The sequence below is a fragment of the Ralstonia sp. R-29 genome (genome assembly GCF_049913345.1).
Lineage (GTDB): Bacteria > Pseudomonadota > Gammaproteobacteria > Burkholderiales > Burkholderiaceae > Ralstonia.
In genome coordinates this window covers 181,430-204,822 of the sequence record NZ_CP184377.1, presented here as the reverse complement: position 1 = coordinate 204,822, position 23,393 = coordinate 181,430, and the positions used below count along the sequence as shown (strand labels likewise).

The 23,393-nt window shown below is 64.0% G+C and carries 24 protein-coding genes; 21 read left to right on the top strand and 3 right to left on the bottom strand.

Features of this window, described 5'->3' with window-relative positions; genetic code table 11:
- The first annotated feature begins 109 nt into the window (after positions 1 to 109).
- Positions 110 to 535: a DUF883 family protein gene (locus ACN9M1_RS00955; RefSeq protein ID WP_426396610.1), complete on the top strand. Its 426-nt coding sequence runs from the start codon at positions 110 to 112 to the stop codon at positions 533 to 535.
- 38 nt (positions 536 to 573) lie between these two features.
- Positions 574 to 1,125, top strand: coding sequence for a ferritin-like domain-containing protein (locus ACN9M1_RS00950; RefSeq protein ID WP_426396608.1), 552 nt, complete (start codon positions 574 to 576; stop codon positions 1,123 to 1,125).
- A 139-nt stretch (positions 1,126 to 1,264) separates the two neighbouring features.
- On the opposite strand, the gene ACN9M1_RS00945 is transcribed toward ACN9M1_RS00950, so the two are convergent.
- Entirely contained in the window at positions 1,265 to 1,585 is a 321-nt protein-coding gene (locus tag ACN9M1_RS00945; protein WP_426396607.1) for a DUF1840 domain-containing protein, read from the bottom strand.
- 175 nt (positions 1,586 to 1,760) lie between these two features.
- Between ACN9M1_RS00945 and argS the strand changes: the two genes are divergently transcribed.
- The 5 genes from argS to ACN9M1_RS00920 all read left to right on the top strand — a co-directional run bounded on the left by argS (position 1,761) and on the right by ACN9M1_RS00920 (position 6,879).
- On the top strand, positions 1,761 to 3,551 hold the full coding sequence (argS, locus tag ACN9M1_RS00940; protein ID WP_426396606.1) for an arginine--tRNA ligase: 1,791 nt from the start codon (positions 1,761 to 1,763) through the stop codon (positions 3,549 to 3,551).
- 60 nt (positions 3,552 to 3,611) lie between these two features.
- Positions 3,612 to 4,319: an SPOR domain-containing protein gene (locus ACN9M1_RS00935; RefSeq protein WP_426396604.1), complete on the top strand. Its 708-nt coding sequence runs from the start codon at positions 3,612 to 3,614 to the stop codon at positions 4,317 to 4,319.
- Positions 4,320 to 4,417: 98 nt separating this feature from the next.
- Entirely contained in the window at positions 4,418 to 5,104 is a 687-nt protein-coding gene (locus ACN9M1_RS00930; RefSeq protein ID WP_426396602.1) for a thiol:disulfide interchange protein DsbA/DsbL, read from the top strand.
- Positions 5,105 to 5,236: 132 nt separating this feature from the next.
- The gene (locus ACN9M1_RS00925) at positions 5,237 to 6,037 is read left to right on the top strand and encodes an SDR family oxidoreductase (protein WP_426396600.1); all 801 of its coding nucleotides are present in this window, start codon (positions 5,237 to 5,239) and stop codon (positions 6,035 to 6,037) included.
- Positions 6,034 to 6,879 (top strand): helical backbone metal receptor, encoded by an 846-nt coding sequence (locus ACN9M1_RS00920; protein WP_426396598.1) that lies wholly within the window; start codon positions 6,034 to 6,036, stop codon positions 6,877 to 6,879. The genes ACN9M1_RS00925 and ACN9M1_RS00920 overlap by 4 nt, the downstream gene beginning before the upstream one ends.
- A gap of 47 nt (positions 6,880 to 6,926) precedes the next feature.
- Here the strand turns inward: ACN9M1_RS00920 and ACN9M1_RS00915 are convergent, their stop codons facing one another.
- Entirely contained in the window at positions 6,927 to 7,313 is a 387-nt protein-coding gene (locus ACN9M1_RS00915) for an antibiotic biosynthesis monooxygenase family protein (protein WP_426396596.1), read from the bottom strand.
- A 20-nt stretch (positions 7,314 to 7,333) separates the two neighbouring features.
- Positions 7,334 to 8,413 (bottom strand): MBL fold metallo-hydrolase, encoded by a 1,080-nt coding sequence (locus tag ACN9M1_RS00910; RefSeq protein ID WP_426396595.1) that lies wholly within the window; start codon positions 8,411 to 8,413, stop codon positions 7,334 to 7,336.
- A 173-nt stretch (positions 8,414 to 8,586) separates the two neighbouring features.
- Between ACN9M1_RS00910 and ACN9M1_RS00905 the strand changes: the two genes are divergently transcribed.
- The 14 genes from ACN9M1_RS00905 (at position 8,587) to bioB (ending at position 22,959) form a co-directional block, all read left to right on the top strand.
- Positions 8,587 to 9,084, top strand: coding sequence for a MerR family transcriptional regulator (locus ACN9M1_RS00905; RefSeq protein ID WP_426396593.1), 498 nt, complete (start codon positions 8,587 to 8,589; stop codon positions 9,082 to 9,084).
- Between the two features lie 177 nt (positions 9,085 to 9,261).
- The gene (locus ACN9M1_RS00900; protein ID WP_426396591.1) at positions 9,262 to 10,443 is read left to right on the top strand and encodes an isovaleryl-CoA dehydrogenase; all 1,182 of its coding nucleotides are present in this window, start codon (positions 9,262 to 9,264) and stop codon (positions 10,441 to 10,443) included.
- 169 nt (positions 10,444 to 10,612) lie between these two features.
- Positions 10,613 to 12,463: a bifunctional isocitrate dehydrogenase kinase/phosphatase gene (gene aceK / locus ACN9M1_RS00895; RefSeq protein ID WP_426396590.1), complete on the top strand. Its 1,851-nt coding sequence runs from the start codon at positions 10,613 to 10,615 to the stop codon at positions 12,461 to 12,463.
- 23 nt (positions 12,464 to 12,486) lie between these two features.
- Complete coding sequence (can, locus tag ACN9M1_RS00890; protein ID WP_426396588.1) at positions 12,487 to 13,167, top strand: carbonate dehydratase; 681 nt, start codon at positions 12,487 to 12,489, stop codon at positions 13,165 to 13,167.
- Positions 13,168 to 13,830: 663 nt separating this feature from the next.
- Positions 13,831 to 15,012, top strand: coding sequence for an acetyl-CoA C-acetyltransferase (locus ACN9M1_RS00885; protein ID WP_426396587.1), 1,182 nt, complete (start codon positions 13,831 to 13,833; stop codon positions 15,010 to 15,012).
- 26 nt (positions 15,013 to 15,038) lie between these two features.
- Positions 15,039 to 15,752 (top strand): SDR family oxidoreductase, encoded by a 714-nt coding sequence (locus tag ACN9M1_RS00880; RefSeq protein WP_426396585.1) that lies wholly within the window; start codon positions 15,039 to 15,041, stop codon positions 15,750 to 15,752.
- Between the two features lie 10 nt (positions 15,753 to 15,762).
- Positions 15,763 to 16,893 (top strand): acyl-CoA dehydrogenase family protein, encoded by a 1,131-nt coding sequence (locus tag ACN9M1_RS00875; RefSeq protein WP_426396583.1) that lies wholly within the window; start codon positions 15,763 to 15,765, stop codon positions 16,891 to 16,893.
- Between the two features lie 21 nt (positions 16,894 to 16,914).
- On the top strand, positions 16,915 to 17,325 hold the full coding sequence (locus ACN9M1_RS00870) for a rhodanese-like domain-containing protein (RefSeq protein WP_426396582.1): 411 nt from the start codon (positions 16,915 to 16,917) through the stop codon (positions 17,323 to 17,325).
- Positions 17,322 to 18,020, top strand: coding sequence for an HAD family hydrolase (locus ACN9M1_RS00865; protein WP_426396580.1), 699 nt, complete (start codon positions 17,322 to 17,324; stop codon positions 18,018 to 18,020). The genes ACN9M1_RS00870 and ACN9M1_RS00865 overlap by 4 nt, the downstream gene beginning before the upstream one ends.
- On the top strand, positions 18,020 to 18,460 hold the full coding sequence (locus ACN9M1_RS00860) for a YchJ family protein (protein ID WP_426396578.1): 441 nt from the start codon (positions 18,020 to 18,022) through the stop codon (positions 18,458 to 18,460). Before ACN9M1_RS00865 ends, ACN9M1_RS00860 begins: the two co-directional genes overlap by 1 nt.
- A gap of 23 nt (positions 18,461 to 18,483) precedes the next feature.
- Positions 18,484 to 20,091: a carboxyl transferase domain-containing protein gene (locus ACN9M1_RS00855; protein ID WP_426396577.1), complete on the top strand. Its 1,608-nt coding sequence runs from the start codon at positions 18,484 to 18,486 to the stop codon at positions 20,089 to 20,091.
- 34 nt (positions 20,092 to 20,125) lie between these two features.
- The gene (locus ACN9M1_RS00850) at positions 20,126 to 21,034 is read left to right on the top strand and encodes a dienelactone hydrolase family protein (protein WP_426396575.1); all 909 of its coding nucleotides are present in this window, start codon (positions 20,126 to 20,128) and stop codon (positions 21,032 to 21,034) included.
- On the top strand, positions 21,031 to 21,825 hold the full coding sequence (locus ACN9M1_RS00845) for an enoyl-CoA hydratase/isomerase family protein (RefSeq protein WP_426396573.1): 795 nt from the start codon (positions 21,031 to 21,033) through the stop codon (positions 21,823 to 21,825). The genes ACN9M1_RS00850 and ACN9M1_RS00845 overlap by 4 nt, the downstream gene beginning before the upstream one ends.
- A 51-nt stretch (positions 21,826 to 21,876) precedes the next feature.
- Positions 21,877 to 22,959, top strand: coding sequence for a biotin synthase BioB (gene bioB / locus ACN9M1_RS00840; RefSeq protein ID WP_426396571.1), 1,083 nt, complete (start codon positions 21,877 to 21,879; stop codon positions 22,957 to 22,959).
- Positions 22,960 to 23,393 lie beyond the last annotated feature (434 nt).

Below are 23,393 nucleotides of genomic sequence, written 5' to 3'. Positions count from 1 at the left end.
CTAAATCACTTGGGCAGACGTCCCACTTGTTTGTGTGGGCCGGCCCCGTAACCGACCACCCGCGCTGTCGGTGCGTGCTTCCCGCAGCGCCACGATGAGGAACCCCACCATGTCTCTCTTTGCCAGCCAACGCGTGCGCAGTCGCGTCGATGACATCAACGACCGCGCACACCGCGCCATGAACAGCGCCAGCGATGCCGTGGACCACGCACGCTACGCCGCACGTCCCGCCGTGGAAGACATCCAGAGCCTGTTGCATTCGCTCGAAAACGCCATCCATACCCTGACCGACGAAGGCAGCGCCGAAGCCAGCCGCACTCGCCGCGCGCTGCGTGCCCGCGCAGACCAACTGCGCCGCGCCGCCAACGACCGTGCCCATCAAGCGAAGGAACGCATGGACTGGGCGCTCGACCGCACGGAAGAAACCATTACGGGCGCGCCGTTCAAATCGGTGGGTGTGGCGGTGGCGATCGGGGCGGCCATCGGCCTGGCGGTCGCCCTTGCAGGCAGCGGCCGGCGCAGCGAGCGCGAGTAGCGCGCAGCCCCGCCAATCTCACCTTGAAGGAGCCCTGCATGACCCAGACCAACGCGGCCCCGGAAAGCCGCTTCCTCACCGACATCAAGACGCTGCGTGAACGCGCCCGCAAGCATATCGAGGAAGGCGCGGTGACCGACGACTACCAAGCCGATCGCGATACCGTGCTGCGCCTGCTGAACGAGGCCCTGGCGACGGAGTTGATCTGCGTGCTGCGCTATCGGCGACACCACTTCATGGCCAAGGGCATCAACGCGGACCCGATTGCGGAAGAATTCTTGGTGCACGCCACCGAAGAGCAGCAGCACGCCGACAAGATCGCCGCGCGCATCGTGCAACTGGGCGGCGCGCCCAACTTCAGCCCGGAAGGCCTATCGACGCGCAGTCATTCGGAATATGTGGAAGCCGACGGCCTGGTCGACATGATCAAGGAGAACCTCGTGGCCGAGCGCATCGCCATCGACAGCTATCTGGAGATGGTGCGCTACATCGGTGACCGGGACCCAACCACGCGGCGCGTGCTGGAAGAGATTCTGGCCATGGAGGAAGAACACGCGGACGAACTGTCCGACATGCTGCACGACCAATAACGCCAACGCGGCAAAACGAGATACCGGCACGACGTACCCACGTCAGCGCTACCCCCTCCCCCGCTCCCGGCCCTAGTGGCCGGATGCCCGGACCGCCGTTGCGGTGGCCGGGCATTTTTTTGAACCGACTCTTTTACGCTCAAACGCCCCACATCACGGTGGCGTTCTTCGGCAGCGATTCCTCCAGCATGTGCAGCAGTGGGTACGCGCGCTGACCGAGGTGCGGCGGCTCTTCCTCGCCTTCATCGTCGTCCTTGGCGGTCAGTTCAGCCACCTTGATGTGAGCCTGGTGGGTATCGTCCTTGATGGCGCGCTTGAGGCGGTCGATGGCGTGCGGCATCTCTTCGGGGGTGATGACGCCGCGCTCACCCAGCGTTTTGCCGATCACGCCCAGCAACACCATGGCGAGATCCTTCTGCATGGAGAAACTTTGCGACTCGTGCGAAGTAAAGGTAATCATGATTCTTGGTTTCCCTTGGTTGGGTGGGGGGCCGCAGATTGCCACGGCGCCGATCGGATACGGCTGAGACCGCGGCTCACCTGATAAAATTTCGTACTTTTCCCCGAACAACGCAACTGGCCGCGCCGGAACTGGATTTCAACCGGTTTCAGCACTGCCGGCGTCATGGTTTCTTATGCTGCCCTCCCACAAACAGACGATCGCCCAATTGTTGTCCGACGCCGTCGGCTCCCTGCTGCCCGAAGGCCAAGCCCGACCGGAGATCGTCCTGGAGCGCCCGAAGCAGGCTGCGCACGGCGACATCGCCTGTAACGTGGCGCTGCAACTGGCCAAGCCGCTGGGCAAGAACCCGCGCGAACTCGCCGGCAGCATTGCTGACGCCATCCGCGCCGATGCCCGCGGCCAGCGCCTGGTCTCCGCCGTGGAAATCGCCGGCCCGGGCTTCATCAACCTGCGCCTGTCGCCGGCTGCCCGTGCCGACGTGATCGCTGCCGTGTTTGCCGAAGGTGACCGCTTTGGCGCCGCCAACACCCATGACGGCGCGCCGGTGCTGGTGGAATTCGTGTCCGCCAACCCGACCGGCCCGCTGCACGTCGGCCACGGCCGCCAGGCCGCGCTGGGCGATGCACTGGCGAGCCTGCTCGACTGGCAGGGCCACACCGTCCACCGCGAGTTCTACTACAACGACGCTGGTGTGCAGATCCACAACCTGGCCGTCTCCGTGCAAGCCCGCGCACGCGGCTTCAAACCCGGCGACGCCAACTGGCCCGAAGCCGCCTACAACGGCGACTACATTGCCGACATCGCCACCGATTACCTGGCCGGCAAGACCGTACGCGCCTCCGATGGCGAACCCGTGACGGGCGCTGGCGACGTGGAAGACCTCGAAGCCATCCGCCGCTTTGCTGTCACGTATCTGCGCAACGAGCAGGACATCGACCTGCAGGCCTTCGGCGTGAAGTTCGACCGCTACTACCTGGAATCGTCCCTCTACACCGAGGGCAAGGTGCAGCAGACCGTCGACGCGCTCATCGCCGCCGGCAAGACGTACGAACAGGAAGGCGCGCTGTGGCTGCGCACCACCGATGACGGCGACGACAAGGACCGCGTCATGCGCAAGTCCGACGGCGCGTACACCTACTTCGTGCCGGATGTTGCGTACCACACCACCAAGTGGGGCCGCGGCTTCACGCAGGTCATCAACGTGCAGGGCAGTGACCACCACGGCACCATCGCCCGCGTGCGCGCCGGCCTGCAGGGCCTGAACATCGGCATCCCCAAGGGCTATCCCGACTACGTCCTGCACAAGATGGTCACGGTGATGAAGGACGGCGCCGAGGTGAAGATCTCCAAGCGCGCGGGCTCGTACGTGACCGTGCGCGACCTGATCGAATGGTCCAACGGCGACGCCGAATCGGAAGCCGGCGTCGACACCATCCGCGCCTGCGTGGAAGCCGGTGAGCCGAACTGGCCGTCGCACTTCACACGCGGCCGCGACGCTGTGCGCTTCTTCCTGCTGTCGCGCAAGGCCGATACGGAGTTCGTCTTCGACGTGGACCTGGCGCTGAAGCAGAACGACGAGAACCCGGTGTACTACGTGCAGTACGCCCACGCGCGCATCTGCTCGGTGTTCGAGCGTGCCGGCGTCGACGCTGCCTCGCTGACTGGCGCCGACCTGGCTGCAGTCACCGGCCCGGACGTCAGCCCGCAGGCAACCGCCTTGGTGCAGCGCCTGGCGGCCTTCCCCGACATGCTGGCCGACGCCGCGCGCGAACTGGCACCGCACGCCGTGGCCTTCTACCTGCGCGACCTGGCGGGTGACTTCCACGCGTTCTACAACGCCGATCGCGTGCTGGTCGACGACGAAGCCGTCAAACGCGCCCGACTGGCGCTGCTGGCCGCCACACGCCAGGTGCTGCGCAACGGCCTGGCGGTGATCGGCGTATCGGCGCCGCAAAAGATGTAAATGCGCACGATTTGGCATCACACGGCGCTCTTATAATCGGGCGCTTCTAGAAGGATCGACATGGCACGCAATACGCAATCTTCCCGTGTCCGCTCGCAATGGGGCGGCACGTTTCTGGGTCTGGTGCTCGGGCTGATCGTCGGCTTGGCGATCGCCGTGGTGGTGGCGGTGTACATCACCAAGGCGCCGGTGCCGTTCGTGGCGCGCGGCGGCGCCCAGCCCAAACCGACCGAGGCTGGCAACGTGGTCAACACACTGCCGACGCCAGCGCAAACCGCGCCGCAAGCCAGCGCACCGCAAGCGGCAGACCCGAACGCGCCGCTGTGGAGCCGTGTGCCGCCCAAGCCAGTCGATCAGCCGGATGCCAACAACCCGCCGCCGGGCATCACCATCCACCCTGCGCAGCCGAGCTCGGCACCGCAGGTTGCCAGCGCACCGGCGGCCAAGCCGCCGAAACCGCCCGTAACCGTCGCCAACGAAAAGCCAGTCACCGACCCGATCGCCGAGATCGCCCGCCAGGATGCCGCCAAGACGGGCTATTTCCTGCAAGTTGGTGCTTACAAATCGGCAGAAGACGCTGAACGCCAGAAGGGCAACCTCGCCATGCAAGGCTTTGAAGCCAAGGTGACGCAGCGTGAAGTGAACGGCGCCACCATGTACCGCGTGCGCCTGGGACCGTACAACTCGTTGGAAGACATGACCGCCGCACGCAGCCGCCTGCAGTCTTCGGGCGTGGAATCGTCGGTCATCCGCTTTGCCCGCCAGTGACGTGAAAAACCGTCGGCGCCAGAACCCGCCGGGCTGGCGCCGGTCAGAAGCCTGAGGATCGGATTGCCGATCGTCCTTCGCTCCACTTCCATCTCACCATGAAAAAACTCGCTGCCCTCCTGATTGCTCTCGCCACCGGCGCCGGCCTGCTGATGACCGCACCGGCCCAGGCCCAGACCGCCCCCGTGGCTGGCCGGGACTACCAAGTGCTGCAACCCGCACAGCCCGTGCCGGCCGGCAAGATCGAGGTGACGGAGTTCTTCGGCTACTGGTGCCCGCACTGCAACCACTTCGAGAGCAGCTGGGAAGCCTGGGGCGCCAAGCAAGGCAAGGACGTGACCATCAAGCACGTACCGGTTGCCTTCAACAATGACCCCCGCCTGGTGCCGTATTCGCGCATCTACTACACGCTCGAAGCCATGGGCAAGCTCAACGCCAAGAGCAGCAAGGGCATCTCGATGCATGCCCGCATCTTTGACGCCATTCACGGCGCAGACCGCCTGAACGTGGGCCGCGACAAGGCGCAGCAGGAACAGGTCATTGGCGACTTTGTGGCCAAGGAAGGCCTCGACCGCAAGGCGTTCATGGACACCTACAACTCGTTCACTGTGAACTCCAACGTGACGCGTGCCAACCAACTGACCGAGCAGTACCGCATTAACGGCGTGCCCACCGTGGTGGTGCAGGGCAAATATGTGATCTCGCCCGACGAAGCCGGCGGTTACGTCAAGACGACGCAGACGCTCGACTACCTGGTCCAACAAGTCCGGGCCGGCAAGATGTAAGGAGGCCGGCCGCGCGGCGGCACTGCCCCGCGCTACCGACTTGCCAACGCCCGCCATCGTGCGGGCGTTTTTGTATGCGGCATGTGTTGCCCCTGTCTCCATGCCAAACAACACCCGACATCCGACACCCCTATGAGCCAAACCGTCTTCATCACCGGCGCCTCCAGCGGCATTGGCCAGGCACTGGCGCGGCAGTATGCGGCGCAGGGCGCGACGCTCGGGCTGGTCGCGCGGCGTGTGGAGGTGCTGCACGATTTCGTACAGACACTGCCGGCCAGCATCCAGGGCCGCTGCCATTGCTACGCCGCCAACGTGTGCGACGCGGAGTCGATGCGCGAAGCGGCCAACGCCTTTATCGCCACAGCGGGCGTGCCCGACGTGGTGATCGCCAATGCCGGCATCTCGGAGGGCACCGATCTGCGCGAGCCCGGCGATCTGGCGGCGTTTGCCCGCGTCATGGACACCAACTGGATGGGTACGCTCAACACCTTCCAGCCCTTCGTCACGCCCATGCTGGCGCGCGCCAAGCCGGGGCAGCCCGGCGGCACGCTGGTCGGCATTGCCAGCGTGGCGGGTGTGCGCGGGCTGCCGGGCGCGGCGGCGTATAGCGCTTCCAAATCGGCGGTGATCAAGCTGATGGAGAGCCTGCGGGTGGAATTTGGCCCCCGTGGGTTGCGCATCGTCACCATCGCCCCGGGCTATATCCGCACGCCCATGACGGACCACAACCCCTATCCGATGCCCTTCCTGATGCCGGTGGACGTGTTCGCGCCGAAGGCGGTGCATGCCATCCACCGCGGCGTGCGCTTTACGGTGCTGCCGTGGCAGATGGGCATCGTCGCCAAGCTGCTGCACGTGCTGCCGCGCTGGCTGTATGACTTCGCCTTTGCGCGCGCGCCGCGCAAACCTCGTAAGCCTGAGAATTCGCAATGATCTTGACCGACGCGCTCGGCAACGCGCACACGCCTGTCGACACCACGCCGCGCATCGCGAGCCTGGTGCCCTCCATTACCGACCTGCTGTTCTCGCTCGACCTGGGCGACCAACTCGTCGCCCGCACCGGCTTCTGCATCCACCCGCGCGAGGCCGTGCGCAACGTGCCCAAGGTGGGCGGTACCAAGACCGTCAAGCTGGACAAGCTGCGCGAACTGGCGCCCACGCACGTCATCGTCAACATTGACGAGAACACGCGCCCGACCGTCGACAAGCTGCGCGAGTTCGTCCCCCACATCATCGTCACGCACCCGTGCGCGCCGGAAGACAACCTAGCGCTGTACCAACTGCTGGGCGGCATCTTCCGCCGCGAGGCGCAGGCGAAAACGCTGTCTGATGCGCTCACGCAAGAGCTCGACGCCCTGCGCGGCCGCCACTTCCTGCCGCGCCGCGTGCTGTACGCCATCTGGCAAGACCCGTGGATGACGGTGTCGCGCGACACGTACATCTCGCGCATGCTCAAGCTGGTCAATTTCCACACGTGGCCCGAAGACCCGGCGCCCGTGCAATGCGGCACGGAAAAAAGCGGCGATTGCGCCCGCCCAAATCGCCCGGACACGCGCTATCCGACGTTCCGCTGGAGCAGTGACGTGGTGCGCAACATCGACTGCGTGCTGCTCTCCACCGAGCCCTACAGCTTTACCGACGAACACGTCGACGCGCTGGAGAAGCAGATCGGAAAGCCGGTCTATCTGGTGGATGGCGAGATGGTGTCGTGGTACGGCAGCAAGGCCATCGAAGGGGCGCGATACTTAGGAGAATTTGCGAAGGGGCTGCGTTAAGAAGAAAACCCGCCGGTTGGCGGGTTTTTTCTGGCCGACGCGACGCCTTATCGTTCAAACCCGTAGTCGTACTCCACCTTGGCAATACGCAGGTGATACGACGCATACCACTGCTCGCGACCCATCTTCTGCGCAGCGAGGTGCTCGCTCTGATTCTTCCACTCGCGAATGGCTTCCAGCGACGACCAGTACGACACCGTAATCCCCGGCCGCCCCTGGTCGCCCGCCAGTTCATCGCGCACGGATTCAATGCCGAGGAAGCCCGGCATGTCGCGCGCAAGCTCGACCATGCGATCGGCCATCGCACCGTAGCCGTTGTCGCCATCGGTGCGCGTGGAGGAGAAGATCACCGCGTAATACGGCGCCGGGGGCGTGTGCGCAGGAAACGGCAGAACGGCGGCGCTGTCGTCGAGAACATCGTGGTGGTCGGCCATGTTGGGCTCCGGATCTTGGGTCAGGTTGCTGCGTGAAAGCGGATGGTGCCATCGGCGCCGGTCTCGCGCACCAGCTCGCCGCGATGCCACAGCGCGTGGAGGTGGGCGAGCGCCTCGCCCATCGCGAAGGTCATCTGGTGCACGTCAAACTGGCGCTTGAAGATGACGTTGACGATATCCCGCGCGGATTGCGGCGCGGTTTTGCATGCGGCCAGCGTATCGGCCAGCCGGTCGGCATGGTGGTCGCGCAGTTGCTGAATGCGCGTATGCAACCCGCGGAATGGCCGCCCGTGCGACGGCAGGATCAGTACATCGGCCGGCAGCGGCGCGTACTTGCCGAGCGAGTCGAGGTACAGCGTGAGCGGATCAGCCTCAGGCTCAATGTCGAACACGCTCACGTTGGTGGAGATGCGCGGCAGGACCATGTCGCCGGAGATCAGCACGTTGGCGTCTTCGCTAAAGAGCGCGACGTGTTCGGGCGCATGACCAAAGCCGGTGATGACGCGCCAGTTGTGCTGGCCGATGGTGACGACGTCGCCTTCCATCAAACGGCGGTACTGGCCGGGAACACCGGGCACCAGCGTGCTGTAGTAGTCCTTGCGGTTGCGGATGCGCTCGATGGAGTCGGGGTCTGTCAGGCCATGGCGCTCAAAATGGCGCGCGGCAAATTCGCCGCCGGCATTGGATGCGCCGGTGCCGCCCACCAGCATGCGGGCGAAAGCGTAATCGCCCAGGCTCATCCAGAGGCGCACGTTCCAGCGTTTTTGATCGCCGCCCTCGCACAGCCAGCTCGACAAACCGACATGGTCCGGATGGCAGTGCGTGACCAGCACGCGCAGCACCGGCAGGCCATCAAGGTGGTTCGCGAAAATGGTTTCCCAGTATCCGCGGATGGCTTCGTGGTTGATGCCGCAATCGATGATCGTCCAGCCGTCTTGCCCGTCCTTGTGATCACGTAGCAGCCAGAGGTTGATGTGATCCAGCGCAAACGGCAGCGGCATGCGCAGCCAGTAGACGCCGGGGGCGACTTCAAACCGCGTGCCGCCTTCGGGCAGCGTGTCGCCAAAGGGATAGTCGAGTTGGTGTTCGAGCGCGTTCATGGGAATGTGGTCTCGGGCGCCGCCTTGAGAACAGTCATGGGGCGGTCTCTGTGATTGCGGTTTGGGGCAATTGACGCTAACGTAAACGTCAATTCGCCGCCGGTCATCCATCTTAAGCGAAAACTTCATGGCGCAGCCCGGCGTGCTTCTGCCATCACTGGATTCTCCGCCGTATGCCCGCTTCCACTCCGTCTGCCGCCGCTGAACTTGCCGCTGATCTCGAATCGGGCGACGCCTGCGAACAAGCTGACGCCAGCTACACCATTACCGACCTCGCACGTGAATTCGACATCACGCCGCGCGCCATCCGCTTCTATGAAGACCAAGGCCTGCTGGCGCCGGATCGCCAGGGCCCGGGCGGGCGCCGCCGGGTGTACTCCGCCGGCGAGCGCACGCGCCTGAAGCTGACCTTGCGCGGCAAGCGGCTCGGGCTGTCGCTGGGCGAGATCAAGGAGATCCTGGACCTGTACGAATCGCCGCGCGATACGGTGCCGCAGTTGGAACGTTTCCTGGCGTCGCTGGCGCAGCATCGCGCGGTGCTCACGCAGCAGTTGGATGACCTCAATGCACAGCTGGCCGAGATCGACCAGCACGAGCGCCAATGCCGCCGCCTGCTGGAAGACGCACAGGCCGGCACCGCCAAGCCGCCGAAGCGACGCAAGACCGCCTGATTCCACAAATCTACGTAACGACCAGTCATTGACGTTTACGTAAACGTCAATACAATACGCAACACCCTGCAACACCCTCCCGGCACCGGTGCGCCTGCCACAAGCGGCGTGCACCGCACCGCGCCAGACCACTTACCAGAGACACTCGCGGCTTGAACCGCGCCCAAGGAGACCACCATGATTGACCTGCCCGGCTTGAAATTCGACTTGGGCGAAGACATCGAGATGCTGCGTTCGGCCGTGCGCGACTGGGCGCAGGGCGAGCTGGCCCCGCGTGCAGGCGAGATCGACCGCACCGACCAGTTCCCGATGGACGCGTGGCGCAAGATGGGTGACCTGGGCGTACTCGGCATCACGGTGGCCGAGGAGTATGGCGGCGCCAACATGGGCTACCTGGCGCACATGATCGCCATGGAAGAAATCAGCCGCGCGTCGGCGTCGGTCGGCCTGTCGTATGGCGCGCACTCGAACCTGTGCGTCAACCAGATCCACCGCAACGGCACGGCGGCCCAGAAGGCCAAGTATTTGCCTAAGCTGGTGTCCGGTGAATGGGTGGGCGCGCTGGCCATGAGCGAGCCGAACGCCGGGTCGGACGTCGTCAGCATGAAGCTGCGCGCCGAACTCAAGGGCGACCGCTACGTGCTCAACGGCACCAAGATGTGGATCACCAACGGCCCGGATTGCGACGTGCTGGTGGTCTACGCCAAGACCGAGCCCGAACTGGGCGCACGCGGCATGACGGCGTTCATCGTCGAAAAGGGCATGAAGGGCTTCTCGGTGGCGCAGAAGCTGGACAAGCTCGGCATGCGCGGCTCGCACACCGGCGAGCTGGTCTTCGACAACGTGGAAGTGCCGGTGGAAAACATCCTCGGCCAGGAAAACGGCGGCACCAAGGTGCTGATGAGCGGCCTGGATTACGAGCGCGCCGTGCTCTCCGGCGGCCCGATCGGCATCATGCAGGCCTGTATGGACGTGGTCACCCCGTACATCCACGACCGCAAGCAGTTCGGCCAGAGCATTGGTGAGTTCCAGCTCATCCAGGGCAAGATGGCCGACATGTACACCACGCTGCAGGCTTGCCGCGCGTACCTGTACACGGTCGGCAAGAACCTCGATTCGCTGGGCCGCGACCACGTGCGCCAGGTGCGCAAGGACTGCGCCGGCGTGATTCTCTATACCGCCGAAAAGGCCACTTGGATGGCGGGTGAAGCGATCCAGATCCTGGGCGGCAACGGCTACATCAACGAATTCCCGGTCGGCCGCCTGTGGCGCGACGCCAAGCTGTATGAAATCGGCGCCGGCACGTCGGAAATCCGCCGCATGCTGATCGGTCGGGAGCTGTACGCAGAAACGATGTAACGCGCCCTAGGCGGTCGACATGGGCAGGCTGATGGCAGCGGCCATCAGCCAAACGGATAAGGAGGCGCAACGGTTTCAGGACGCGGACACCGCATCGAAGACCCTACAATCTAGGTCTTCCGTGGTCTGCTGGTTTTGTTGCTCTCCCGCCCTCCCCCGCGCACACGCCATGTCCCACTTCCCCAAGCTCCTCTCGTCGCAGATCGCCTTTGACGTCGCCCGCACGATGCTCGACGGCTTCGACAAGCACTATCGCTTGTTCCGCGAGGTCTGCGTGCAGGCCAAGGCGGCGTTTGAGCACGGGGATTGGGCGGCCATGCAGCAGTTGCAGCGCGATCGCATTGCCTACTACGACGAGCGCGTGCGTGAAGCGTCGGTCATCCTCGAAGATGAATACGACGCCGAGAACATCGACGACGAGATCTGGCGCCAGATCAAGCTGCACTACATCGGCCTGCTGACCAACCATCACCAGCCGGAGCTGGCCGAGACCTTCTTCAACTCGGTGTGCACGCGCATCCTGCACCGCTCGTATTTCAGCAACGATTTCATCTTCGTGCGGCCGGCCATCTCGACGGAATACATCGAGAACGAAGAATCGCCCACCAAGCCGACGTACCGCGCCTACTACCCTGGCACGCGCGAAGGGCTGGGCGATTGCTTCGAGCGCATCGTGCACAACTTCCAGCTCGAAGCCCCGTTTGAAGACCTGCGCCGCGACATCGGCTACCTGATGCGCGCCGTGGAAGAGCATTTTGGCGACTACCGCATCGCGCCGAATTTCCAGATCCACGTGCTGTCATCGCTGTTCTTCCGCAACACGGCGGCGTACATCATCGGGCGCGTAATCAACGGGGATAAGACGTATCCGCTGGCCGTGCCGATCATGCGCAATGCGAGCGGCCAATTGCGGCTGGACACCGTGCTGCTGCGCCCGGAACAGCTGCTGATCCTGTTCTCGTTCACGCATTCGTACTTCATGGTGGACATGGAGATTCCGTCCGCCTACGTGACCTTCCTGCGTGACCTGATGCCCCGCAAGCCGCGCGCCGAGATCTACACCTCGCTCGGCCTGCAGAAGCAGGGCAAGAACCTGTTCTATCGGGATTTTCTGCACCACCTGCAGCACTCGTCGGACAAGTTCATCATTGCGCCCGGCATCAAGGGCCTGGTGATGCTGGTGTTCACGCTGCCGTCGTACCCGTACGTCTTCAAGGTCATCAAGGACTACTTCCCGCCCCCGAAGGAAACCACGCGTGAGCTGATCAAGAGCAAGTACCAGCTGGTGAAGCGCCACGACCGCGTGGGCCGCATGGCGGATACGCTGGAGTATTCCGACGTGGCCTTCCCGCTCTCGCGCTTTGATGAAGCGCTGATCAAAGAGCTGGAAAAGCATGCCCCGTCGATGGTCGAATACCAGCGTGCCGAAGACGGCAGCGAAGAGATCGTCATCCGCCACGTCTACATCGAGCGCCGCATGACGCCGCTGAACATCTGGCTGCAGGAAGGCACCGATGCGCAGGTCGAGCACGGCATCATCGAATACGGCAACGCCATCAAGGAACTCATCGCCGCGAACATCTTCCCCGGCGACATGCTGTACAAGAACTTTGGCGTGACGCGCCACGGCCGCGTGGTCTTCTACGACTACGACGAGATCGAATACCTCACCGACTGCAACGTCCGCAAGGTGCCGCAGCCGCGCAACGAAGAGGAAGAGATGTCGGGCGAGGTCTGGTACAGCGTCGGCCCGCACGACATCTTTCCGGAGACCTACGGCACCTTCCTGCTGGGCGATCCGCGCGTGCGCGAGGCCTTCCTCAAGCACCATGCGGACTTCTTCGACCCGGCCATGTGGCAGGCCTACAAAGACCGCCTGCTGTCTGGCCAGACACACGATTTCTACGCGTATGACGCAAGCGAACGCTTCGTCAACCGATACGGCGCCGGCGCACAGGGGACTGCAGCCGCACAAACGACCGAACAGGTCACAACAACGCTGCAACGCGCCGCCGCCTAACTCTCTCAACACGACGGGAAACCATGCCGAATCGCATCAAAGAACTATTTGAAAACAACCGGAAGTGGGTCGAGCGCGTCAACGCGGAAGACCCGACATTCTTCTCGGCGCTCGCCAACCAGCAGAACCCCGAATACCTGTGGATCGGCTGCTCGGACTCGCGCGTACCTGCCAACCAGATCATCGGGCTGCCGCCGGGTGAGGTGTTCGTCCACCGCAATATCGCCAACGTGGTGGTGCACTCGGACTTGAACTGCCTGTCGGTGCTGCAGTTTGCGGTGGAGGTGCTGAAGATTCGGCATATCACCGTGGTGGGTCACTATGGGTGTTCGGGTGTGAAGGCTGCACTGACGAAGCAGCGCTTCGGGCTGGCGGATAACTGGATTCGTCACGTGCGGGATGTGGCTGAGCAGCATGAGACGTATCTCGGCACGGTGGTGCGCGAGCAGGATCAGCATGATCGGCTGTGTGAGTTGAACGTGATCCACCAAGTGAACAACGTCTGCCTGACGACGATCGTGCAGGACGCTTGGGATCGTGGGCAGCCGCTGACGGTTCACGGGTGGATTTACGGCGTGAAGGATGGGCTGCTGCGCAATCTGGGCATGGCGGCGAGTTCGAATGAGGAACTGCATGCGCAGTTGGGTGAGGCTTGGAAGAACTATGGGAAGGAAGGGAGTGTGCCGACTCCAGTGGGGTTCTGATTTTGCTGGGTAGGGGTGGGCTTTGTTTTTTTTGTGCTTTTGGTCCATCCCTTGTTTCATCCCCTGCCGGGGCTGACTCACTTTTCTTTGTCTTGCCAAAGAAAAGTAAGCAAAAGAAAGGCGCGCCCGAGATGGCGAAAGACTCCTTGAATTTATGTCGCAAGGAGGGAGGGGAGGCAAACTCTCTTCGCTCAGACAAGCCTCCCCTCTTTTTCCTCCTTGCAACAGAAATTCAAGGCGCCATCTAGGGCAAGAACGTCAAAGGCCAAACCATCGACCACCAGTGCAGTAGGAACCGGCAACACAACGCGAGCAACAACAGCAGCAAACAAGAGCCACTAGGGCATGCAGACCAACGGTTTGCTTTTCCCCTGCCCTAGATGGCGCCTTGGATTTTTGTAAGCGGGCGGAAAAAAGACGGGGAACTGTCTGAGCGAAGCGAGTTTTCCCCGTCTCCGCCCGGTTACGAAAATCCAAGGAGGGTGTCGCCATCTTGGGCGCGCCTTTCTTTGCTTACTTTCTTTGGCAAGACAAAGAAAGTGAGTCGCCCCCGGCAGGGGGTGAAACGGGGGATGCACCACAAAACACAAACCCCAAAGCAAGAGACACATAGCCCCTGCACCACAAGTGCAGAACATGTCGACAGCACACCAGGAGATCACCATGTCCGACCGCATCATCATCGCCTCCGCCGCCCGCACGCCGATGGGCGCTTTCCAAGGCGAACTCGCAAGCCTGACCGCCCCGCAACTCGGCGCCGCTGCCATCCGCGCGGCAGTCGAACGCGCCGGCCTGAAGCCCGAGCAAATCGAAGAAGTCATCATGGGCTGTGTGCTGCCGGCAGGCCAAGGCCAGGCACCAGCCCGCCAGGCAGCATTGGGCGCTGGCCTGCCGCTGTCGGTCGGCTGCACCACGGTCAACAAGATGTGCGGTTCGGGCATGCGCGCCGCGATGAATGCATACGATGCGCTGCTCGCAGGCTCGCTGGATGTGGTGGTCGCGGGCGGTATGGAAAGCATGACGAATGCGCCCTACCTGATCCCGAAAGGCCGCGGCGGCTACCGCATCGGCCACGGCATGATCTACGACCACATGATGTTGGATGGCCTGGAAGACGCGTATGACAAGGGCCGCGCCATGGGCACCTTCGGTGAAGACTGCGCCGAAAAGTACGGCTTCACGCGCGAGGCGCAAGACCACTTCGCGATGACCTCCGTACGCCGCGCGCAAGAGGCCACCGAATCCGGCGCATTCCGCTGGGAGATCACGCCCGTCACCGTGTCGAGCAAGGCCGGCGACACCGTCATCGACACCGACGAAGGCCCGCGCCGCATCAAGGTCGACAAGATTCCCTCGCTCAAGCCCGCGTTCAAGAAGGACGGCACGGTAACGGCCGCTTCGTCCTCGTCGATCAACGATGGTGCGGCTGCACTCGTGATGATGCGTGAGTCCACCGCCAAGCAACTCGGCATCACGCCGCTGGCAGTAATGCTGGGCCACACCACGCATGCGCAAGAACCAGGCTGGTTCACGACGGCGCCAGTCACGGCCATCGACAAGCTGTTCAAGAAGCTCGACTGGAACTCAGGCAACGTCGATCTGTTCGAGATCAACGAAGCCTTTGCCGTGGTGCCGATGGCCGCCATGCATGACCTGCACATCCCGCACGAGAAGGTGAACGTGAATGGCGGCGCATGCGCGCTGGGCCACCCGATCGGCGCGTCGGGTGCGCGTGTGATGGCGACGCTGCTGGGTGCTCTGCGCCACCGTGGCGGAAAGCGCGGCGTAGCCAGCCTGTGCATTGGCGGCGGTGAAGCGACCGCCGTGGGCATCGAACTCTACTGAACGGAAAGGCCAGCACGCTAATGACGATGGCGAACACAACCTCCCGCCGCACGCGCACCGCACTCATCCTGGGTGCGTCGCGCGGCATCGGTCTGGAAACCGTCAAGCAGTACCGGGCGGATGGCTGGCGCGTGATCGCCACCGTGCGCTCACAAGAAGCGGCACAGGCGTTGCAGGCGCTGGGCGCGGAGACGCACGTGCTTGACCTGACCGACGCCAACGCCGTCGGCGGCCTGGCGTGGAAGCTCGACGGCGAGGCGCTGGACGTGGCGATCTACGTGGCGGGCATCTACGGCCCGCGCACGCAGAACGCCACGCCCGTCAGTCAGGCCGACTTTGATGCGGTGATGCACACCAACGTGTGGGCGCCAATGGGCGTGCTGCCCGCCGTGCTGCCGATGGTGGAAGCTGGTCGCAATGGTGCGGACGAAGCGGGCGGCGTACTGGCCGTCATCTCCAGCCGCATGGGCAGCATTGGCGAGATGACGGGCAACGGTGGCTGGCTGTATCGCACCAGCAAGGCGGCGGTGAATGCCGTGCTGCGCGGCGTGTCGATCGACGCGAAGAACGCCACGTGCCTGACGTTCCACCCCGGCTGGGTGCAGACCGACATGGGCGGCGCCGGCGCGGCCATCACGCCGCAAGAGAGCGTGGCCGGCATCCGCCGTGTGATTGCCGGTGCCACGCGCGCCGACAACGGCACGTTCCGCAACTACGACGGCAGCGTCATTGAGTGGTGAGGCCAGAACGATGCTGCTGACCCAAGAACAGGAAATGATCCGCGACGCCATCCGCACCTTCGTGCGCGAGGCGATCACCCCGCACGCGGCTGCGTGGGACCGTGATGGCACGTTCCCGAAAGATGTACACCGCCAACTCGGTGAGCTGGGCGCGTATGGCGTGGCCGTGCCGGAAGAACTCGGCGGTGCCGGGTTGGACTACCTGTCGCTCGCGCTGATCCTGGAAGAGATTGCCGCCGGTGATGGCGGTACCTCCACCGTCATCAGCGTGAACAACTGCCCCGTGTGCAGCATGCTGATGGCGTTTGCGAACGACGCGCAGAAGCAGCAGTGGCTGGTGCCGCTGGCGCGCGGCGAGATGCTCGGCGCGTTCTGCCTGACCGAGCCGCATGTCGGCTCCGATGCCTCGGCCCTGCGCACCACCGCCGTGCGAGATGGCGACCACTGGGTGCTCAACGGTGTGAAGCAGTTCATCACCAGCGGCAAGCATGCCGACGTGGCGATCGTCATGGCCGTGACGGACAAGGCAGCGGGCAAGCGCGGCATCAGCGCGTTCCTGGTGCCGACCAAGACACCGGGCTACATCGTCGCGCGGCTGGAAGACAAGCTCGGCCAGCATTCGTCGGACACAGCGCAGATCGTGTTGGAAGATTGCCGCATCCCCGCCGATTGCCTCCTGGGTGAAGAAAGTGCCGGCTACAAGATGGCGCTGTCCGGGCTGGAAGGCGGGCGCATCGGCATTGCTGCGCAAAGCGTGGGCATGGCGCGCGCGGCGTTTGAAGCCGCGCTGGCGTATGCCAAGGAGCGCGAGAGCTTCGGCCAGCCGCTGTTCGCACATCAGGCCGTGCAGTTCCGCCTGGCGGAGATGGCCACACGCGTTGACGTGGCGCGCCAGATGGTCTGGCACGCCGCCAGCCTGAAAGACGCCAGCCTGCCATGCCTGAAAGAAGCGGCCATGGCCAAGCTCAACGCCAGCGAGATGGCCGAGCGCGTGTGCTCGGATGCCATCCAGGTCTTCGGCGGCTACGGCTACGTGAGCGACTTCCCGGTGGAACGCATTTACCGCGACGTGCGCGTGTGCCAGATCTACGAAGGCACGAGCGATATCCAGAAAATCCTGATCGCCCGCGCCCTCGCGTAGGCCAACAAGGAACGCACTGCCATGCCCATGAAGAAAGGATTTCGCGCACTGGTCGACCAAGCCATGGCCGAAGTGCGCACGCTCTCGGTGGACGAGGCGCGCGCCTTGGTCGACGACCCGGCCGTCCAGTTTGTCGACGTGCGCGACATCCGCGAGCTGGAACGCGAAGGCGTGATCCCGCACGCGCTGCACGCCCCGCGCGGCATGCTGGAATTCTGGGTCGATCCCGAATCGCCGTATCACAAGCCGGCCTTTGCGCAAGACAAGACCTTCGTCTTCTTCTGCGCGGCCGGCTGGCGCAGCGCGCTGGCCACCAAGACCGTGCAGGACATGGGGCTGGAACGCGTCGCCCATATCGAAGGCGGATTCACCGCCTGGAAGGCAGCCGGTGCGCCGGTTGCCGCTTACGAAAAACCCACGAAAAAAGCATGACTGCAGTCTCTCAATCCGCCGCGACCCAACCCCGCCACCCACGCTTTGACGCGATCCTCTTCGATTGCGACGGCGTGCTGGTCGACAGCGAACCCCTCGTCAACCGTTTGATCTGGCAGATGCTGACCGAACTGGGCATCAACATCAGTCCGGAAGATTCGATCAAGCGCTTCCTCGGCAAGGCCATCCGCGAAGAATTGGATGCGATTGCCGAGATGCGCGGCGCGCCGCTGCCGCCGAACTGGCTGTCTACTTTCCATGCGCGCCGCAACGCGCTGCTCGAAGCCGAAGTGGAAGCCGTGCCGCACATTGCGCACGCCATTGATGTGCTCTCCAGACTGGGCCTGCCGATGGCTGTGGCCTCCGGTGCCGATCGCGTGAAGGTGGAACTGCAGCTCAACCGCACTGGTTTGATCGAGCACTTCCAGCCGACGGACGTACGCATCTTTTCGGCCACCGAGGTCGCGCGCAGCAAGCCCGCGCCCGATGTGTACCTGCTGGCGGCCAGCAGCCTGGGGGTAGCGCCGTCGCGCTGCCTGGTGATTGAAGACAGCCCCACGGGTGTGACCGCCGGCCACGCTGCGGGCATGACCGTGCTGGCCTACGCCGGCCGCAATGCGCCCGGCCCGCTGCTTGCCGCAGGTGCTACGCAAACCTTCACCGATATGCGCCACCTGCCGGATCTGCTGGCCTGATGTCGAATACCCAAGCCAAGTCCATCGGCCCGACCGACGCCTGCCCCTGCGGCGGCGGCGCCTATGCACGCTGCTGCGGCCCGTACCACGCGGGCGACGCGGTGCCGGCCACAGCCGAACAGCTCATGCGCTCGCGCTACAGCGCCTATGTGCTGGGCGACACGGCGTATCTGCGCCGCACGTGGCATCCGTCCACCTGTCCCATCGATCTGGAAACGAGCGAAGCCGACGCTGCTGCCACACGCTGGCTCGGCCTGGACGTGAAGCGCCACGTACCGCAAGACGCAGCACACGCGACGGTGGAATTCGTCGCGCGCTACAAGGTGGGCGGCCGCGCGCACCGCCTGCATGAAACCAGCCGCTTCGTCCGCCTGGACGCGAGCGGCACTGAATCCGCCGAAGGCCGTTGGCTCTACGTCGACGGCACCTTCCCCGACTGAACCGCCCCCCCTGCACTGCTGCCATGCCGACGCTAGACACCAAGCTGAACCCCCGTGCCGAAGACTTCAAGGCCAACGCCGATGCCATGCGCACCCTCGTCGCGGACTTGCGCGACAAGGTCGCCCGCATCGCCCAGGGCGGCGGTGATGACGCCCGCGCCAAGCACCTCGCCCGCGGCAAGCTGCTGCCGCGCGATCGCGTGCAGCAACTGCTCGACCCGGGCACGCCGTTCCTGGAGTTCTCGCAACTGGCGGCGTATGGCATGTACGACGACGCGGCACCCGGCGCCGGCATCATCACCGGCATCGGCCGCATCTCGGGGCAGGAGTGCGTGATCGTCTGCAACGACGCCACGGTCAAGGGCGGCACCTACTACCCGATGACGGTGAAGAAGCACCTGCGCGCGCAGGAGATCGCCGAGCAGAACCACCTGCCCTGCGTCTACCTGGTCGACTCGGGCGGCGCCAACCTGCCGAACCAGGACGACGTCTTCCCCGACCGCGACCACTTCGGCCGCATCTTCTACAACCAGGCGAACTTGTCGTCCAAGGGCATCCCGCAGATCGCGGTGGTGATGGGCTCGTGCACGGCCGGCGGCGCGTATGTGCCGGCCATGAGCGACGAGTCGATCATCGTCAAGGAACAGGGCACGATCTTCCTGGCAGGCCCGCCGCTGGTGAAGGCCGCCACGGGTGAAGTGGTGAGCGCCGAAGATCTGGGCGGTGCCGATGTGCATACGCGCCTGTCGGGCGTGGCGGACTACTTCGCCAACAACGACGCACACGCGCTGGCACAGGCCCGCAGCATCGTCGCGCACCTGAACCGCCGCAAGCCGGACCAAGTGCAGATCCATGCGCCGGTCGAGCCGCGCTATGCGGCGGAGGAACTCTATGGCGTGATCCCGACGGACACGCGCAAGCCGTTTGATGTGCGCGAGGTCATCGCCCGCATCGTCGACGATTCCGCCTTTGATGAATTCAAGGCGCGCTACGGCACCACGCTGGTCTGCGGCTTTGCGCGCATCTGGGGCTACCCGGTCGGCATCATCGCCAACAACGGCATTTTGTTTTCAGAGGCTGCCCTCAAGGGCGCGCACTTCATCGAGCTGTGCTGCCAGCGCAAGATCCCGCTGGTGTTCCTGCAGAACATCACCGGCTTCATGGTGGGCCGCAAGTACGAGAACGAAGGCATCGCCAAGAACGGCGCAAAGATGGTGACGGCAGTGGCCACGGCGCAGGTGCCGAAGTTCACGGTCATCATCGGCGGCTCGTTTGGCGCGGGCAATTACGGCATGTGCGGCCGCGCGTATTCGCCGCGCTTCCTGTGGATGTGGCCGAATGCGCGCATCTCGGTGATGGGCGGCGAGCAGGCTGCGAGCGTGCTCGCCACCGTGCGCCGCGACGGCATCGAAGCCAAGGGCGGCCAATGGAGCGCCGACGAGGAAGCCGCCTTCAAGGCGCCGATCCGCGATCAGTACGAACGCCAAGGCCACCCGTACTACGCCAGCGCACGCCTGTGGGACGACGGCGTGATCGACCCGGCCGACACGCGCAGCGTGCTGGGCCTGGGCCTGTCGGCCAGCCTGAACGCGCCGATCGGCGACATGAACTTCGGCGTGTTCCGCATGTGAGCGGGCCGCCGGTTGAATTGAACTGGGGAATGCAGTGAACAAGAAGGTCAGGCGAGCATGGAGCGGCGCGTGTGCGGCCATTGGCTGCGCCGTGCTGCTGACCACCGCCGCCTATGCGCAAGACAAATCTGCCAGCGGCCTGAACGAAGCGATTGTGGAAGTCCCCAAGTCTGCGGGCATCTTCACCGTCAAGCTGGAAACCACGGTCTACAAGCCGGCCGGGGATGGGCCGTTTCCGCTCATCGTGCTCAACCATGGCAAGGCACACGGCAACCCGGCGTTCCAGAGCCGCGCGCGTTATACCGCGCAGGCCGCGGCACTGGTCGCACGGGGCTATGTGGTGGTGATCCCGATGCGCCAGGGCTTCTCCAAATCGGGCGGTGCATATATCGGCGGCGGCTGCAATGTCGAGGCTAACGGCATCGTGCAGACCGAAGACGTGGTCGCCACGCTCGACTACATGACCAAGCAGCCGTATGTGGACCGCGACCGCATCGTCATCATGGGCCAGTCGCACGGCGGCCTCACCACGATGGCCTTTGGCACCATCAGCTACCCCGGTGTACGCGGCCTGGTGAACTTTGCCGGCGGCCTGCGCAACGACAACTGCGTGTCATGGGAAGACAACCTCGTGCGCGCCTTTGAAAACTACGGGCGCCAGTCACGCTATCCGTCGCTCTGGTTCTACGGCGACAACGACAGCTACTGGCCCAAGCCGCTACCTGAGAAGATGTTCGCGGCCTACACCAATGCGGGCGGCAAGGGGCAGTTGGTCGATTACGGCAACTTCCAGAGCGACTCGCACGGCATGTTCTCCAGCCGTGCAGGCCTGAACATCTGGCTGCCCAAGGTCGATGCCTTCCTGCGCGAACTCGGTTTGCCCGCCGGCCCGGTGCCCGCCAACGCGAGCACACAAGACGGCCCCAACAAGGACACGCAATGAACGCCTTCGAAACCCTCGCCTTCGCACAGCACGGCGCCGTCGCCACGCTCACACTCAACCGGCCCGACGTGCGCAACGCCTTCAACGAAACGGTCATCGCCGAGTTGACGGGCGCCTTCCGCGCGCTGGCCGATGAGCCCAGCGTGCGCGCCATCGTCCTCGCCGGCAACGGCCCAGCCTTCTGCGCCGGAGCCGACCTGAACTGGATGAAGAAGATGGCCGGCTACTCCGACGACGAGAACCGCGCCGACGCCCTGCGTCTGGCCGAAATGCTGCGTGCCATCTACACGTGCCCCAAGCCCGTGATCGCACGTGTGCAAGGCGACACGTATGCGGGCGGCGTCGGACTGGTCGCCGCATGCGACATCGTGGTCGCCGTCGACACGGCCAACTTCTGCCTGTCGGAAGCCAAGCTCGGGTTGATCCCGGCCACCATCAGCCCATACGTGATCCGCGCGTTGGGCGAGCAGGCCTCGCGCCGCTACTTCATCACCGCTGAACGCTTCTCTGCGGCCGAGGCGCATCGCCTTGGCCTCGTGCATGAGCTGGTGAACGCAGACGCGCTCGACACGAAGGTCAACGACATCACCGCCGCGCTCGTCGCCAACAGCCCGAACGCCGTGCGCGAGAGCAAGCGCCTCGTGCGTGAAGTGTCCGGCGCCGCCGTCAACGACGCGCTGCTGGCGGATACCGCTGAACGCATCGCCACCATCCGCGCCTCGGAAGAGGGCCGCGAAGGCGTGCAGAGTTTTCTGAGCAAGCGCAAGCCGAACTGGCTGCTGCCGGCCTGAACCGTATAACTACGAAACCACGCATCAAAAAATCATTTGAAGGAAGTTCCCATGCAATCCACTCCGCTCAACTTCGTGCCGAACGCCGCCAAGGCACCGGTCACGCCCGGCCAAGCGCCCAACGCGCGCTGGAGCCGCGAAGCCATCGAAGCGCTGTTCGCGCTGCCGTTCAACGATCTGCTGTTCCAGGCGCAGCAAGTGCATCGCGCCAACTTTGATGCGAATGCGGTGCAGCTCTCGACACTGCTGTCGATCAAGACCGGCGGCTGCCCGGAAGACTGCTCGTACTGCCCGCAATCGGCGCGCTACGACACCGGTGTCGAAGCTGAGAAGCTCATGCCGATCGACGAAGTGCTCGAAGCCGCATCGCGTGCCAAGCAGAACGGTGCGAGCCGTTTCTGCATGGGTGCTGCGTGGCGCAACCCGAAGCCGCATCAACTCGATGCCGTGGCCGACATGGTGCGCGGCGTGAAAGCGATGGGGCTGGAAACGTGCGTGACGCTGGGCATGCTCAAGCAAGAGCAGGCTGCGCAGTTGAAGGATGCAGGGTTGGACTACTACAACCACAACCTCGACACCGCGCCGGAGTTTTACGGCGAGATCATTACCACTCGGACGTATCAGGACCGGCTCGACACGCTGGAACACGTGCGTGATGCGGGGATCAATGTGTGCTGCGGCGGCATCGTCGGGCTTGGGGAATCGGTGCACGAGCGTGCAGGCTTGATTGCCGAGCTGGCGAACATGGAGCCGTATCCGGACTCGGTGCCGATCAACAACCTGGTGAAGGTGGAAGGGACGCCGCTGGCGGGCAACGAAGAACTCGACCCGTTCGATTTCGTGCGCACGATTGCCGTGGCGCGGATCACGATGCCCAAGGCGATGGTGCGGCTGTCTGCTGGCCGCGAGGCGATGGATGATGCGTTGCAGGCGCTGTGCTTTATGGCGGGCGCTAACTCGATCTTCTATGGCGAGAAGCTGCTGACGACGGATAACCCGGAGGCGGATGCGGATCGCAAGCTGCTGGCGCGGTTGGGGATGCGGGTGGAGGTGCAGGATCACATGCACCACAGCACTGATGCTGCGCACTCGCATTCGTCGCATTGCCATATCGACATTACGCCGGCGGACTGATGGGTTGGATTGGGGATGGTTTTTTTCTTTTGGTCCATCCCTTGTTTCATCCCCTGCCGGGGCTGACTCACTTTTCTTTGTCTTGCCAAAGAAAAGTAAGCAAAAGAAAGGCGCGCCCGAGATGGCGAAAGACTCCTTGAATTTATGTCGCAGGGAGGGAGGAGAGGCAAACTCGCTTCGCTCAGACAAGCCTCCCCTCTTTTTCCTCCCTGCAACAGAAATTCAAGGCGCCATCTAGGGCTCCAACGGCCAAACCATCGAAGCACAAACGCAGTAGTAGGTACGCGACAAGACGCGAAGCGCCGCGAGCAAACCCAGTGGTGGAGTGCGAGCGAAGCGAAGCAGCACACAGCAACAAACAAGAGCCTGACAGCGCATGCAACCCAACGGTTTGGCCGTTGACGTTCCTGCCCTAGATGGCGCCTTGAATTTGT